13 protein-coding genes are annotated in these 15,474 nt (G+C 66.5%); 3 read left to right on the top strand and 10 right to left on the bottom strand.

The window, feature by feature from the left end; genetic code table 11:
- Window positions 1-162: 162 nt before the first annotated feature.
- The 4 genes from GEV05_26425 to GEV05_26440 form a co-directional block, all read right to left on the bottom strand.
- On the bottom strand, window positions 163-1,008 hold the full coding sequence (locus GEV05_26425; GenBank protein MPZ46856.1) for a hypothetical protein: 846 nt from the start codon (window positions 1,006-1,008) through the stop codon (window positions 163-165).
- Window positions 1,009-1,088: 80 nt separating this feature from the next.
- On the bottom strand, window positions 1,089-2,252 hold the full coding sequence (locus GEV05_26430) for an autotransporter domain-containing protein (GenBank protein MPZ46857.1): 1,164 nt from the start codon (window positions 2,250-2,252) through the stop codon (window positions 1,089-1,091).
- Window positions 2,253-2,310: 58 nt separating this feature from the next.
- On the bottom strand, window positions 2,311-3,462 hold the full coding sequence (locus GEV05_26435; GenBank protein MPZ46858.1) for a hypothetical protein: 1,152 nt from the start codon (window positions 3,460-3,462) through the stop codon (window positions 2,311-2,313).
- A gap of 389 nt (window positions 3,463-3,851) precedes the next feature.
- Window positions 3,852-4,094: a hypothetical protein gene (locus tag GEV05_26440; GenBank protein MPZ46859.1), complete on the bottom strand. Its 243-nt coding sequence runs from the start codon at window positions 4,092-4,094 to the stop codon at window positions 3,852-3,854.
- A 75-nt stretch (window positions 4,095-4,169) separates the two neighbouring features.
- On the opposite strand from GEV05_26440, the gene GEV05_26445 reads away from it, so the two are divergent.
- The 3 genes from GEV05_26445 (at window position 4,170) to GEV05_26455 (ending at window position 6,572) form a co-directional block, all read left to right on the top strand.
- Complete coding sequence (locus GEV05_26445; GenBank protein ID MPZ46860.1) at window positions 4,170-4,610, top strand: D-tyrosyl-tRNA(Tyr) deacylase; 441 nt, start codon at window positions 4,170-4,172, stop codon at window positions 4,608-4,610.
- A 93-nt stretch (window positions 4,611-4,703) separates the two neighbouring features.
- Window positions 4,704-5,519, top strand: a complete 816-nt coding sequence (locus tag GEV05_26450; protein ID MPZ46861.1) for an aspartate dehydrogenase — start codon at window positions 4,704-4,706, stop codon at window positions 5,517-5,519.
- Between the two features lie 135 nt (window positions 5,520-5,654).
- Entirely contained in the window at window positions 5,655-6,572 is a 918-nt protein-coding gene (locus GEV05_26455; GenBank protein MPZ46862.1) for an EamA family transporter, read from the top strand.
- Here the strand turns inward: GEV05_26455 and GEV05_26460 are convergent, their stop codons facing one another.
- From GEV05_26460 to GEV05_26485, 6 genes are all read right to left on the bottom strand, one after another.
- The gene (locus GEV05_26460; GenBank protein ID MPZ46863.1) at window positions 6,573-7,394 is read right to left on the bottom strand and encodes a methyltransferase domain-containing protein; all 822 of its coding nucleotides are present in this window, start codon (window positions 7,392-7,394) and stop codon (window positions 6,573-6,575) included.
- A 121-nt stretch (window positions 7,395-7,515) separates the two neighbouring features.
- Window positions 7,516-9,117: a CocE/NonD family hydrolase gene (locus tag GEV05_26465; protein MPZ46864.1), complete on the bottom strand. Its 1,602-nt coding sequence runs from the start codon at window positions 9,115-9,117 to the stop codon at window positions 7,516-7,518.
- Window positions 9,118-9,156: 39 nt separating this feature from the next.
- The gene (locus GEV05_26470) at window positions 9,157-10,638 is read right to left on the bottom strand and encodes a hypothetical protein (protein MPZ46865.1); all 1,482 of its coding nucleotides are present in this window, start codon (window positions 10,636-10,638) and stop codon (window positions 9,157-9,159) included.
- A 17-nt stretch (window positions 10,639-10,655) separates the two neighbouring features.
- Window positions 10,656-12,536 (bottom strand): PDZ domain-containing protein, encoded by a 1,881-nt coding sequence (locus GEV05_26475; protein MPZ46866.1) that lies wholly within the window; start codon window positions 12,534-12,536, stop codon window positions 10,656-10,658.
- 28 nt (window positions 12,537-12,564) lie between these two features.
- Window positions 12,565-13,581 carry a tripartite tricarboxylate transporter substrate binding protein gene (locus GEV05_26480; GenBank protein MPZ46867.1) on the bottom strand — a complete coding sequence of 339 codons (1,017 nt, stop codon included), beginning with the start codon at window positions 13,579-13,581 and terminating at the stop codon, window positions 12,565-12,567.
- A 94-nt stretch (window positions 13,582-13,675) separates the two neighbouring features.
- Window positions 13,676-15,127 (bottom strand): amidase, encoded by a 1,452-nt coding sequence (locus tag GEV05_26485; GenBank protein MPZ46868.1) that lies wholly within the window; start codon window positions 15,125-15,127, stop codon window positions 13,676-13,678.
- Window positions 15,128-15,474 lie beyond the last annotated feature (347 nt).

The following is a 15,474-nucleotide window of genomic DNA, read 5'->3' on the forward strand; positions in this document are numbered from 1 at the left end:
CGAAAGACTTGCTTGCTTATCGCCGCATGAGCGGAGGGGAAAGCGAAAGACTTGCCTGCCTATCGCCGCATGAGCGGAGGGGAAAGCCGAAACATTCCCCTCCTCGTCGAGGAGGGGCGGGACGCGACTAGGTCGCGGACGGGGTGGTCCGGAGAAGCGGAGCTACTCGCCGGCGTTCAGCTTGCGAACGTAGTTCTCGTGCCGGAAAAGGAAATCGGCGCCGACGATACGGTGCTCGAACCCCTCCGGGCTAAAGCGGAAGTCGATGAAGCCGACTTCGCGCGTGCCCCAATGCAGCGCGCTCGGAGCGCCGTTTACGCACGCGGTCGACGGTCCCCAGAAGTAGTAAATGCCATCGAGCGAGAAGGTTCGGGTCTGGTGCTTGTGCCCGGTGCTGATCACGCGCACGTTGTGACGCCGGGCGAGATCGAGCAGGCGGGTGCGGCTGGCGGCATCGAGACAGGACTGGCGCTGCGAGGGATCCTCGTGATCGGCCTCGCCGGGGTGATCGAGAAAAAGCGGCTTGTGGGTGAATAGCGCAATCGGCTTGCCGGCCGCTTCGTCGAGCGCGCCTTCCAGCCAGTCCCATTGGCTCGCTTCCAGCGGCAGACCGCCGCTACCGAACAACTGCGAATTCGCGCCGACGAAATGCCAGCCCGCGGTCTGGAACGCCCAGCGATCCTCGCCGAAGAAGCGCTGAAACCGCTCGACCCGTTCGGCATTCACGCGCTGCGCCATCTTGCCGGACAGCACGTTGTCGCCGATGTCGTGATTGCCGGGCAAAAAGCGGCAGGGTATTCCAATGCGGTCCACCTCGGCACGCGCGAAGGCGTGATCGGCCTCGCAGTCCGGGTCGTTCATGATCAGATCGCCGTTCACGACAGCCATGTCGGGCCGCTCGCGCGCCACCCAGGCGATGACCTTGCGCCAATTATCGAGATGGTGTTCGTGGCCGGCGCCCAGGTGCAGATCGGCCACCTGGATGAGGCGCAACAAATTCATTGCCATGTCAGTGCGCCGAAGGTTGATTGCGTGCAAGGATTATAGCGCCGACGATCCCGGGCAGGCCGACAAAGCGCCGCGCTTGCTCACCAGCGATAGCGCATTCCGGCGCCGAGCGCATGCACGCGCTGTCCGGAGCTCAGCTCGGCGCCGACATCGGCATAGAAGCTGACCGCCTTGGCGGAGGCGACGCTGATACCCACGCCGAGAATTGCGCTATTGCGCGGCGTCTGCAGAGTGGGCACCGAAAACGCGGTCTCGGTCGCGTCCGCGGCGAAGCGGGCGCTGATTGCGGACTGCGAGCGAAACTCGTGTGCCCACGCTGCCCGGGCCTCCAGCGTCGTTTGCATTTCCGTGCCATGCCATGTCCGCAGGACCCGTACACCGAGCGACGACTTGAGCGAATCGATGTGGCGTTCCGGTTCCGTCAGATTGAATGCGCCGGCGCCGTTTTCGGTGTAGCCGTCGTTCTTCTGCCGAGACCATTCGAGGCCCAGGATCGGTTCGACGATCACGCTCGCCCCGAAGGCGTAGCCGGTTTCCGCGTAGGCCGATGCCGTCCTGGCATCGTAGCTGGACGTTGCGACGCGGGTGAGCCCGCCCACACGGACGACGCGCCGGTCGTCGATAGCGGCTGCGCCGATTCCGGCGAGCGCGTCGATGCGCAGCCTTGCGTCGCGAAAGCGGCCGTACAGCGCCAGCTGGTACGAATCGGCTTCGCTGCGAAGCTCCGGATTGTCCTGAGTGAGTCTGGGCTTCGAGTACGCCGTGAGCGCGCCGAGCCGAATATGCTCGCCAAGTGCCCGATCGTAGCCGGCGACCAGGCCGGCAAAAGCGGAACGACGCATCGCTCGCCCTAGCGCTGCCGTCGATGCGGCCGCTGCCGCCGAAGCCGCGCAGCCAGAAACCATGCCGGCTCGACTGCGCCGCAGAATCCATGCCGGCTGCGCTGAGCGCGGCTGCGTAGATCGCCCGTGCATCCGACGTGGTCGATTCTTCGAAGGCGAGCTGCACACTGCTCGCCGCGATCGAGCTGCCGGCGCCGCCGGAGGCATCCGCCATGCCCAGGCGTGCCATACAGTGTCGGTGTTGTCGCTGCCCACGGCAAGGGCATTGCTGCCGAGCACGATCGTCCCGTCGCCGTCCAGCGAACCGACCGAACGCTCGCCATCGGCTGCGCTGATGTCGAACGTTGCGCCCGCGTTCATCCGCAGCGCCGTCTGGACGTTGAGGCGGCCGGCACCCGCCAAGCGCGAGCGTGCCTGCGGTGACGATCGTGGCGCCGCTATACGTATTATCGAGCGTTCCCTATTTCATGTCACGCCCGTCCCTCACCCCCAACCCCTCTCCCGGGGGGAGAGGGGAGCGTCGCGTCCGTATTGGACTGTCGTCCAATACGGAACGATCAATAGCACCGGTGAGGGTGAGTTTGCCCGCGCCGCTTTTGCCGAAGAGGCCGGGTCCCGACACCACGCCGCCGAATGTGCTATCGATGGCGGACACGGCATCGAGCCGATGACTTCCCAGCACGATCGCGCCATCCCCGTTCAGCGCGCCGATGCCGCGATCGCCGCTTACCGCGCTGAGATCGAGCGTCGCGCCGGCAGCAATGGACACCGAACCGGCGCCCAGGCTGCCAGCGCCGAGCAGTGCGACGTGTCCCTGCTCGATCCAGGTGGCGCCCGCGTAGACGTTGGCACCGCTTAACGTCAGGCCCCCAGGTCCTGTTTTGCGGACCGAGCCGGACCCCGATATCACGTGCCCATAGGCGCCGTCGGTCGCCTGCATGAATTCGACCGTGCCATCGTTGCTGATCGGCGTCTGCAAGCTGGCCGCAGGCCCCTTCAGCGTGCCCTCCTCCACAACGGGTGCCGCCGACCATACGTTCGCGCCGGTCAGGACCAACGTGCCGGAGCCTGACTTGGTGAGTGTCGCATTGGCTGTGAGAGCGCCCGAAATCGATAGCTCGGTGTCCGACGTATCGATCTTCGCAGGGTCCGGTCCGATCACGAAATCGCGGGCGGTCGCGAAGCTCGCGCTCACGTTGAGGATCGCATCGCTCAACGTGACCGGATTGCCGAGTGCGGCGAGATCGGCATCCGACGCGGCAAAGAAGGCGCTCGAATAGAACGCGAAACCTCCACCACCGCCGGCCGAGATCGTGAACGATCCGTAAAATCCGAAGGACGCGTCGAAACCGGAGCTGCCCGATGGCGGATTGGGCAGCAGATCGGGAAAGGCGAGAAGGTTCGGCAACAGAAGGTTGAGCCCGGCTCGCGCCGCGTCCGTCTTGGACGCATCCAGCGGCGGGGAATAGGCCTGCAAAACTTGTGCACTGGCGGGATCGAAGGCTTGTGCAGAGGCCGCCGGAATCGCGGCAACGCAGCCCAACAGCGCCCAGATCGCTACCGCGACCGGGCGCAGGGGTATGCCGGAGGCATCCTCCGCTGTAGCGGTCATTCAGAGAATCCGGGCGACGAATTGTTTGAGCTCGGGCGACCAAGCAATTGACATGCCGCCGCGGCAATGCGAAGGCCGCTCAAGGCCTTGCGCGAAACGCAGGGCGCCCTCTTGTCTCCTGCGTAAGATTCTCCGACGGATTGGCGACCGGCGCGTCGGACGATCGGCAGCGCGCCTATCGAGCGTTCCCTATTTCATGTCACGCTCGTCCCTCACTTGCAGTGCGCGCATCGGCATGCAGGCCGATGCCGTTCGGCCGGCGCGGACCATGGTCCGCGAATTCCCGGCCTCACCCCCCAACCCCTCTCCCGGGGGGAGAGGGGAGCGTCGCGTCCGTATTGGACTGTCGTCCAATACGGAACGATCAATAGTTGCTTCGGCGTCAGCGCCTAGTGCTTCGGCGTCAGCGCCGAAATAACCCGCTGCTTGGCTTCGTTCACTTCCTTGATGAATCCGGGCTGGTGCTGCTCGATAAAGTTCGACGCGAGATCGAGCTTGAGCAGCGCGACCGCGAGCGTGGCCCACAGGTCGTCGACTTCCTTGCACTGCTTGGCGAGGCCGACCGCTTCGATGGCCTCGTCGAACAACTGCTGGACCGCTTGCACGTATTCGGTCGGGACGATTTTTTCCATCGAGCCATTTTCCCAGCTTTGGCGGCCCGCTACAATCGCGGTCCCCGGCGGCGGCCAAGTGGACAAGCGAATGCGATGATCGGACTGTTGCAGCGAGTGAGCCGCGCCAGCGTCACGGTCGACGGTGCAGCTGTCGGCTCTATCGAGCGCGGCATCCTGGTATTCATCGGCGTGCAGCGCGGCGACGGCGACGCCCAGGCCGGGCGGCTCGCCGAGCGCATTCTCGGCTACCGCGTTTTTCCCGACGAGCAGGGCAGGATGAACCGCTCGGTGGCCGACATCGGCGGCGGCGTGCTGCTCGTTCCGCAATTCACGCTTGCGGCCGATACCGGCCGCGGAACGCGCGCGAGCTTTTCCAGCGCGGCTGTACCCGAGGAGGGCCGCCGTCTATTCAACCGAATTGTGGACGAAGTCCGCAGCCGTCACGCCACGGTAGCCACCGGCGCGTTCGGCGCCGACATGCAGGTCGCGCTGGTGAACGAAGGGCCGGTGACCTTCTGGCTGCAAGCCGATTAGCGCTTCGGGCATTTGCGGCCAGGGGCGGTGCCGTTGCCAGGCGCTGCGACTCTGAGCGACGATAGCGGAATTCACACGCTGGAAAGGAACGTCATGCGCATTGCCATCATCGGCGGCGGATGCATCGCGCGGCTGATCCTCGAGCATATCGGCAAGGGCGATCTGGGCGAGCTCGAGGTGATGGGTCTCGTCGGGCGTGAAGGCAGCGCCTCGTGCCGCGGGCTCGCGCAGGAACACGCGATCGCGTTCACGAGCGAGCTCGATACGGTCATCGCGCAGCGTCCGGATGCGATCGTGGAAGCGGCCGCGCACGCCTGGGTGGGGGCACATGCCGAGAGGGTCTTGTCCGCCGGCATCGCGCTGATCGTGCTTTCGGCCGGCGCGCTTGCCGACGACGTGCTGCGGCAACGGCTGGAAGCCGCCGCCCGTGCGAGCGGCGCGCTGCTCTACGTGCCTTCGGGCGGCATCGGCGCGCTGGACGCGCTCAAGGCCGCGGTGATTGCGGGCGCCGACGAAGTCGTGATCCGCACGGCCAAGCCGCCGCGCGCCTGGTACGGCATCCCCTTCGTCGAAGCGCTCGGCGTCGAGCTGGATCGGCTGGAACAACCGTTCGTGCTCTACGACGGGCCAGCGCGCGCCGGCGTCAAGCATTTCCCGCAGAACGTCAACATCGCGGCCGTGCTGTCGATGGCCGGCGTGGGTTTCGATCGCACTCGGCTCGTGGTCGTGGCGGATCCCCACGTCGTGCGCAACACGCACGTCATCACGGTGAAGGCCGTGACCGGCGAGATTTCGATCACGCTGCAGAATATCCCTTCGCCGGAGAACCCGAAAACCGCCTGGCTCGCCTGCTACAGCGCGCTGGCTGCGCTCAAGCAGATGCAATCGCCCATACGCTACGGGACGTAACGCTTCGATGCACGTGACGGGCCGTCACTCCCGCGCAGGCGGGAGTCCAGGGAACTGCGTTTCTTCCGGGTTTCCGCCTGCGCGGGAACGACGGATTGGGTCGCTCGGCGGAGGCCGAACCAGGACGAGGCATAGATGAGCCAGCGTCGTGACGCGGTCGACTGGATCCTGCTCCTCACGCTGGTCGGGATGTGGGGCTCGTCGTTCTTCTTCATCGAGATCGCGCTCCGCTCGATCACGCCGCTGACGCTGGTGGCGATCCGGATCGCGCTCGGTGCGTCCCTGTTGTTCGGTGCGATGCGCTTGCTGAAGTTGCCCACGCCGCGCGACGCACGCACCTGGCGCTACTTTGGCGTGCTGGCGCTGCTCGGCTACTGCCTGCCGTTCTTCTTCATCACCTGGGGTCAGCAAAGCGTCGACAGCGGCCTGGCCGGAATCCTGGTCGGCTTCATGCCGCTGGCGACGTTGCTGCTCGCGCACCGCTTCGTTGCGGGCGAGCACATCACGACCGCCAAGCTGATCGGCTTCGTGCTGGGCTTCGCGGGGCTTGCGGTCCTGCTCGGTCCCGAGGCGCTGCGGCAATGGCGCGGCACCGGCACCGCGCTGCTCGGTCAGCTGGCCTGCCTGGGCGGGGCCTTGTGCTATGCCGGCAACTCCATCGTCACCAAGCGCATGCCGCCCACGCACGCGCTGGTCGCGGCCGCCTGGACCACGACATTGGCGGCCGGCGCCATGCTGATCGTCACCTTCGCGCTCGACGATCCGCTCGCACTGCGCCCGGACGCGGCCGCGCTGGCCACCTGCATCTGGCTCGGCATCGGACCGACCGCAATCGCGACGCTGGTCTACTTTCGCCTCATCGCGCGTGCCGGGCCCACGTTCATGTCGTTGGTGAACTACATGAGCCCGGTGGTAGCCGTGAGCGCGGGTGCGCTGTTTCTCGACGAGCCCTTGCGTCCGAGCGCGCTGGCCGCACTCGGGTTGATTCTCTCCGGCATCGCGCTGGCAACGCGCTGGGATGCGCGCCGGCGCACCCGACCTCGCACGGCTTGATCACCGGGTCTTGGCTTTGACCCGCGCCGGGTCGCTGCGGCGAAGCAGTGGGCGGCGATCGACCAGGACGCGGTCGAGCGGTCGGATGCCCTCGGCGAAGCGGCGAAACTCCAGTTCGTGCCGGCGTTCGAGTGCGATGGCGCGGCCGGCCAGGCTGGCGGGCGTCACGACCCCAGGATCGTCGGCGAAGGCGAATACGATGACGTTGTCCTCGCCGATCGCACGCAGGCACACCAGGCGGCCGTCGAAGGCGGCCGCGAGGCGGCGCAGGTACGCGCGCAGCCCCGGATCGTCGCTCATGTAGTTCACGACCAGCACGCCGTCTCGGCGCAGCGCCTGGCGCGCCGAGCGATAGAAGGCGTCGGTGCGGATCGACGGCGCCTGGCGGTGGTTCACGAAGGCGTCGAGGAAGACGATGTCGGTGCTCGCCGGATGTGCGGCGACGTATTGGGCGCCATCGCGCACGATGACGCGCAGGCGCCGCTTGCCGAGCGGGAGCTGGAACATCCGGTGCGCCGCCGCGACCACGCGCACGTCCACTTCCAGGGCGACGATGCGGGTTTGCGGCAGCTGGCGGAAGATGTACTTCGCAAGCGAGCCGCCGCCGAGTCCGACCAGCGTTACGTCGCGCGGTTCGGGATGGAACAGCAGGCCCGCCATCATCGCCCGTGTGTAGGCGAGCGCGAGGTCATCGGGTGCATCCAGGCGCATCGCGCTCTGGATGGCGCTGCCGCCGACGTGCAGATGACGCAGACCGGCGGCTTCGCTGAAATGGATCCCGGGCGCGCGGGACGCCGCGCGCGGCGAGCGGGTAGTGGACACGTCGGTTGGTGTTCGAAGGGATGCGGGGCCGGCCGATTGTAGCGGTTCGCGGCAGCGCGTACAGAATCGATTCCGCGCCGGCCGTCGCGTAGGTACGCGCGTCGCGGATCACCGCAGAAGGCTAGGCGGGGATTACCGGCAGCAGCAACCGCGAAGGAAAGCGACCGCCGAAGTGGTAGCTGTCGCGGCCGGCCTTGAAACCGTAGAAGTGCGTGCGATCGCCGTTGGCGATCGAAAGCGCGATGCGATTGCTGCGGGCGAAACGCCACGAGGTCGGCCAGATCTCGATTTCGACCTCGTACACCTCGCCCGGGACCAGCGGCTCCTCCGATTGGTGCGGATGGAACGGACGCAGCAGCGTGCTGAGACTCGGTTCGAGCACACGCTGCGAGGCTTTCTGCCAACCGCGCGTGACCACCGTCGACCCCGCGCTGCTCCGCTCGGCGAGCGTGACCGCGATGTCCGCTTCGGGCTGATCGCTGGAAACGAACAACACCAGCTTGATCGGGCCGGTCACCTCGATATCGGCATCGAGCGGCGCGGTTTCGAAGACCACCGCGCCCATGTCGCGCAGAAAGTCGTTGCGCGGATACTCCAGTGAGCGCTCGTTCTCGCTCGCCGGCGGCTCCGGTCCCAACCCATCGGGACGAAGGTAGAGCTCCGTCACCCGCGTGCGCGCGATGGGCCATTCATTCTCGTCGCGGAAGCCTGGGTTCTTGCCCTGGACGTAGATGCGCACCGGCGGCTCGCGCTCGATGCCGTTGTCGGCGCCCTTCAACCAGCGCGCGTACCAGCGCTCGAGCTCGCGCATGAGCGGCTCGGTATGAAAAGTCGCCTGCGCGTCGCCGCCGAGCATGAGGAGCTTGCGCGGGACGTGCGAGATGCGCTCGTAACCGAGCACGTTGCCGCGGGTGTGCAGGCGCACTTTTTCCCAGGCGCCGATCGAGTACACCGGCACCGCGATCTGGTCCAGGCGCCAGAAGGCCGAGCGGGCGCGATAGAACGGCCCGTCCAGGCGATGGCGGATGAGCTCGCCGGTCACGTCGAAGCGCATCACGTTGCCCGGCGGCGCCGGCTCGAATGGCAGGTTGTTCAAATGGATCTGGCGTGCTGCCCAGTTGGCGACGAAGTCCTGACTGAACATGCCGCCGTGCCAGGCGAGGTCGCGGTAGATGTCCACCAGGCCGTCGTAGGGCGCGATGCACGCGAGCGACGGCGGCCGATTGACCGCGGCGAGCCATTGCACCTGTGCGAAGTAGCTTTGCCCCAGCATGCCAACGCGCCCGTTCGCCCACGACTGCGCCGCAGCCCACTCGATGCTGTCGTAGAGGTCGCTCTGCTCGCCCGGGCCGAAGAAGTCCCACTGGCCGTCCGTACTCTCGCCGGTGCCGCGGGCGTCGGTGCGCACGATCGCATAGCCGTGAGCGACCCACCATTCGAAGTCGGAGGTTTCGCGAAAACGGTACGCGGGATTGGAGGGCAGGTGGTCGAGCTTCTTCGGATACCCGGAGGCGACCAGCAGCACCGGATGACGGCTGTGCGCACGTGGCCGATAGACATCTGCCGCGATCCAGCCGCCGTCGCGCATCGGGACGCGCACATTGCAGTCCATCACCAGCGTGTCGCTCGGATGCACCGGGTGCGCACGACCCACGCCCGGTGGAAATCCCGGGGTGAAGGGGATGTCGACCGGCCCGGTTCCGCTCGAATCGCGCTCGGCCATGGCCTCGCTCCTCGGTGTGTGCGGGAAGGCGGCGACGGTTCAGCCCGCCACCCATCCCTGGTCGATGTAAGTCGTTGTGCCGACGCGCCACAAGCGCAGGAATTGCGCATGGTGCGCCGACTGCGCGTCGCATACCCGGGTTTCGACGGGAGGCGGTTCCGCGGCACTCCCGCGCGCTTCGGCGAGCACGCGGCCGGTCATTTGCGCCGGCGCCTCGATACCCAGCATGTCGAGCAGCGTTGGCGCGAGATCGGTCTGGCTCGCCGGCCAGGGGGAGCGGTAGCGCTGGCGCAAGCCGTCGCCTTGCAGCGCGAGCAGGTTGTTCATCTCGATGCGATGCAAACCGCCGTGCGTGCCGCCGCCATCGGGAATTTCGCTGGACGCGAACCAGCAGGTGCCCGGCAGACCGAAACGGTTGGGTGCGTCGTCGGCGCGCATGGTGTAGTACAGTTCCGGCGCGCGCGCGTGTTCGAGCATGAGCAGGCTGCGGTCGAGCGTGCCGGGGACCCTGCCGCGCACGCCGTCGCCACGGGGCGTGAATACGTGCCCGCACCAGGGCTGCTCCTGCAGCCATTGCGCCAGCAGCGCAAGTTTTTCCAGGTTGCCTCCAGCGACGCGAATGGCGCCGTAGTAGCCGGCGCTGCCGGCATAGGGCGTCGCCGCATCGAGAAAGTTGCCCACGGCGAGCCCGGCAGCACGCATGGCTTCCTTCGGCCGAACCCGGCGCTCGGCGCTCAGTTGGGCATGATCGGAGCATACGGCGACGGTGCAACGCTCGCGCTCGGGGTGTGTGCGCCAGAGGTCGAGAAAGCGGCCGAATTGCTGATCGGCGTTTGCGATCGCGGCCAGGCTTTCCGGCGAGCCGATGCCGCACTGGTGGTAGGTCGAGTCGGGATCGGAGAACCACACGAGCAGAACCTCGGGTGCGAGCTCGGGCAGGACGCTCTCCAGGATGATGTCCATCTGCAAGCGGATTTGTGCCAGGTTCGGCTTTGCGGCCGCGGGAATGGGCCCGTGCCGGCGCAGCATGCCGTCAGCGTAATGCGCAGGCGACGAGCGCCGCCAGTCGCTGAGACACAGCGTCACGTGGCCGTGCACGGCCGAGCGCGGATTGAGCAAGTGCGTGGTGCCTGCCGACCCGCTGCTGACGACGGCTACGCTGTGGCCATGGCTTGCCAGCACGTCGCCCAGCGTGGGCGCGGTCACGAATGCCCCGCCGTAGGCCTGTTCGGCCGCCTGCATGTCGTCGTGCCGGCCGGTGTGGAACAGCTTGTCCGCGTAGACACGGGCATCGAAGAACTGGTTGGCGATCACGCCGGTGACCTCCGGCATTGCACCGCAGGCGAGCGCTGCCGCGTTCACGCGCGTGGCCGAGGGGAAGACGCAGCGGCTGGAAGGGAAATCGCAGCCCTCGTCGATGAACGCTCGCAGCCGCGGCATATGCTCCGCGGTGATCATGTCGCGGCGCAGGGCGTCGAATACGAACACGACGAAGCGCGGGAGTTTGGCTATTGCAGACATGGCTGCTCCTTGGCTGCTCAGTTCGTATTCGCGCGCCGCCTGCCGCGGCGGGCAGGCCGTGCGGCCGCGCTGCGCTCGGGCCGAACGAGCCAGCCATCGAGCAACTGCCGCTGGGCACGGCTCGCGCGCTCGTCGATCGAAAGGAAGCAAGTGTCGCGCGGCGCGGCATGAAGCCGCACGCGGCGTTCGATCAGCTCGTCGCGGCGAAACGCGCTCGCACGTACGACGGCGCCTGGCCGATAGCGGGCCACCACCTGCTCCCAGTTCGACGGCGTGATGCGCAGCCCGTCGAGCGCGACCAGGATGTCACCCGCCGACAATCCGGCGGCCTGCGCCGCGCCGTCGTCGAACACCTGCGCCAGCTTCACCTCGCCGCCTGCGGTGTCGACACGTGCACCGAGCACGGCGCGTTCCTGCGCTTTCTCGGGGGGCTTGCCGCCACCGCGATCGGCGTTGGACTGCGCGGCGCTCACGGTGAGGCGAACGCCGAAGGCACGCAGCAGCGGTTCCCACGGCAAATCCTCGGTGCCGCGCACGGCACGATCGAAGAAGCGATCGAGGCGCACGCCGGTCACGCGCTCCGCCAGGCGTTCGATCGCGTCTTCGTCCACCCCGCGTCCGGTGCGTCCGTACTCGCGCCAGAGCACGCGCATCACGTCGTCGAGCGAGTGCCGGCCGCCGGTTGCCTTGCGCACGGTCAGGTCCAGCGCCAACGCCACCAGCGAGCCCTTGGCGTAGTAGCTGACGATCGCGTTCGGCGCATTCTCGTCCTGGCGGTAGAACTTGATCCACGCGTCGAAGCTCGAGTCGGCCAGCGACTGCTTGAGCCGGCCGCTGCCGCGCTGCACTGCCGTCATCGTGCGGGCGAGCGCGCGCAGGTACTGCTCGCGCGTCATGAGTCGTGTGCGCACCAGCGCGAGGTCGTCGTAGTACGAGGTGATGCCTTCGAACGCCCACAGCAGGCGCGTGTAGTTTTCCTTCGAGAGATCGTAGGGCGTGAACGCGGCCGGCTTGATACGCTTGACGTTCCAGGTGTGGAAGTACTCGTGGCTGGCGAGCCCCAGGAAGGTCCGGTAACGCTCTTCCTGCGCCTCCGAGCCGTCGACCAGCGGCAGATCGTGGCGGCTGCACACGAGCGCGGTCGAGGCGCGATGCTCGAGACCGCCGTAGCCTTCGCCGACCGCGGTGACCAGGAAAACGTAGCGGCGCATCGGCGCGGGACGGCCGAAGAAATCGATGTGGTGCTCGGTGAGGCGTTCGAGATCGCGCGCGAGCCGATCCGTGTCGGCATCGTGCCGGCCCGTGATCGCCACCTCGTGGGGAATACCGTGCGCGCGAAAGCTCAGGAGCGAAAACTCACCCATCTCCACCGGATGATCGATGAGCTCGTCATAGTCCGCTGCCGAGTACGCGCCGAAGCCGTACGCTCGCGCACCCGCCGGCGTCATCGCCGTCGCGATCCGCCAGCGGCGGTACGCGGCGCCCCGCGGCGCTTCGACCTCGACCTGGCACGGTTGCTCGGCCTGGCCCTCGACGCGCAGGAAGACGCTGGTGCCGTTGAAGAAGCCGTGCGTGCTATCGAGGTGCGCACCGCGCACGGAGAAGTCCCAGGCGTAGACCTGGTAGCGCACGACGAGAGATCCCGCGCAAGGGTCGGCGCGCCAGGTGTGCTTGTCGAGCTTCTCCAACTCGACCGGCCGGCGCCCGCAGCGCGCCTGGATGCGAACGATATGGCGGGCGAATTCGCGGATCATGTAGCTTCCCGGGATCCACACCGGAAGGCTGAAGCGCTGGCCGCCCGGATCGGGCTGCCGCAGCGTCAGCTCGACTTCGAACAGGTGCGCTTCGGGGTGAGAAGGATGAATGCGGTAGTGAATCGGATGGCTCGTCGCCGCCATGTTCTTTTCTGTCCTCCTTCCCCACTGACTACTCGACTTTCAGCCCCGCGGTCTTGATGATGCGCGCATGCAAGGCCATCTCGTCTTTGATGAATTGCGCGAACTCCTCCGGCGTGGTGGGCTCGGGCTCGAAGCCAATGGTTAACAAGCGCTTGGTGAATTCAGCGTTCTTGAGAGCGATAACGGCTTCGGCGTTCAGCTTTTGCAGCACCGGCTTCGCGATGCCGCGCGGTCCGAGAAGCCCGTTCCAGGACCGCATTGAAAAACCGGGCAGGCCCGATTCCGCGAGAGTCGGCACATCGGACATAGCCCGCGAACGCTTGGAAGTGGTAACCCCAATCAAAACGAGCTTGCCCGCTTGAAACAATGAATGCACCGTCGAGAGCGTGGCGAACATCAGGGAAGTGTGACCGGCCACCAGATCGATCACCGCAGGCCCGGCGCCTTTGTAGCCTACATGCACCATCTTCGTTCCCGCCATGCTGTTGAAGAGCTCACCCGTCAGATGGCTCCCTGAGCCCACGCCAGGCGAGCCGAAGTTAAGCTCTCCAGGCTTGGCCTTTGCGTAAGCAATCAGTTCCTTGACCGAGCGAGAAGGCACACTGGGGTTTAACGCCACATAGTAAGGTTGCGATGCGAGTAGCGTGATGGGATCGAAGCTTCGAACAGGATCGTACGGCAGCTTCGCACGCAGATTCGGATTCACCGCGAGCGTGGTTATCGTGCCGACGAGAAGGGTATAGCCGTCCGCCGGCGCCCGAGCAGCAAGGTCGGCGCCGATCGCTGTGGACGCGCCGCCGCGATTATCGACGATCACCTGATATCCCAGCTGCTGCGACAGACGTTCGGCGATGGCCCGGCCCATGATGTCAGAGCCGCCCCCGGGTGGATAGGGAACGATCAGCCGCAAGGGCTTCGTGGGATACGAAACAGCGGCTCCGGCAGCGATCGTGCAGGAACTGCACGCGAGCATGCATCCGAGGAGGGCCGCACGCGCCGTGTGGGATTTGCCAATGACATTGCGCGCGTTAGGCATGGGCAACATATCTCCATTCGTCGGCTTGTCCGGATGGCTACTATGCGCACCATACACCCAAACGCAACCGAATCCGACAGCGCCTCGACAAGCCGCGCGACTCCTAGCGGCGGCGCGAAACGTGCAGCGTCGGCACGCGCTGCGCCCACGGCTTCGCGCGTTCCAGTTCGGAGCCGAGCTGCAGCGCCAGATGCTCCTGCGCGGGTCGAGCCCCGAGCTGGATGCCAATCGGCATCCCGGCGCAATTCACCGCCAGCGGCAGCGAGATCGCCGGCGTGCCCATGATGTTGTGCGGCAGCGTGAACTGGCAGGTCGGGCGTAACACCTTCTCCGCGATCTCGCCCATGGTCAGGCCAGACTTGCCGAGACCGTAGTTGCCCCAGGGTTCGGCGGCGCGCGTGGTCGCCGGCGACAGCCAGATGTCGTAACGGGTGAAGTAGCGGCCCAGCTTGCGGCGCACCGAGTTCAGCACGGCAGTCGATTCGAGGAACTGCGCCGCAGTCATCCGTTTCGCGTGCTCGTAGATCGTCAGTGTTGCCGACTCGAGCGTGTCCGGACCGATGCGATGGCCGCTGCGCTTCGAAAAATCCTCCAGCCGCAGATGAAAGCCGAAGAACCAGATGTTCGCCATGCTCGACATCGCCTCGACGCCGATCGTCTCCGGGCTCTCCTCGACGACCGTGTGACCCATTTCCGCGAGCAGCCCTGCGGCTGCCGCAACGGCCTGCACGACCTCCGGGTCGGGTTTCAGGCCCATGAGCCCGTCGGTGGACCAGCCGATCCTCAGCGGGGGCGCCTTCTCCCGCGCCAGCGCTGCGTACGGCTTCGGCGGCCCGGGGATGAGGAATGGATCGCCTGGTTGCGCGATGGCGAGGCAATCGAGCATCGCCGCCGCGTCGCGCACCGACTTTGTCTGCACGAAATTCTGGCCCAGTCCGAAGCCGTTCTCGTCCATCGCGGGGCCGTACGAAACGCGCCCGCGCGAAGGCTTCAGGCCGACGCCACCGCAGTAGCTCGCCGGAATGCGAATCGAGCCGGCGATGTCGGTGCCGTGGGCGATCGGCACGATCCCTGCGATCAGCGCCGCCATGGCGCCCCCCGAGGAGCCGCCCGCGGAGTAGCCTTCCTTCCAGGGGTTGGACGTATTGCCGTAGAGCGCGCCTTCCGTCGTGCCGGCCATCGAATACTCCGGCGCGGCGGAGCGGCCCAGCACGTTGACCCCGGAAGCCTTGAAGAGCTCGAACACGTGCGTGTCGGCAGCCACGCGCATGTCCTTGCACAGCCGGCTGCCGAACTCGATCCTGCGTCCGGCCTCATGCCCGTAGACGTCCTTGATGAGGAACGGCACGCCGCGAAAGGGGCCGTTGCCGAGCGCCTTTTCGTCCAGGCCCTCGATGCGATCGGGGTAGGTTTCGACCACGGCATTGACGGCGTGGTTGATCGCCTCGACGGCCGCCGCGGCGCATTCGGCCAGCTCCTTCGGCGAAACCTGTTTGCTTGCGACCAGTTCGGCCAGGCCAAGCGCGTCGTAGCGTGCGTACTCGCTCAGATTCATGACGTGACCTTTTCGTGCCCTACGAGGAAATGGCGCCGCCACCAGGCAAACGCAGCCATCAGACCATGGCCGAGAACGTTGTGAATCTGCTCGTAGCGCACCGGTGATGATGGATGTGATCGGCGGACAGGCACATTAGCATCAATTGAGCGGCTGCTTGCCCGTGTATTCGAGTATGTACAGCCCCCCTTTCGCGCGATCGCATGCGTAGATGATGCCGCGGTCATCGACAAAGCAATCGCTGATACGGCAGCCGCGCTGGCCTTCCGGCGTTTCGGGAAGGAAAGCCGCTATTTCCTCGGGCCGGAACGGGTCGCGGATGTCGTAGATCCGTAGTCCGGCGCTGA

The organism is Betaproteobacteria bacterium (assembly GCA_009377585.1).
In the GTDB taxonomy this organism is placed as follows: domain Bacteria; phylum Pseudomonadota; class Gammaproteobacteria; order Burkholderiales; family WYBJ01; genus WYBJ01.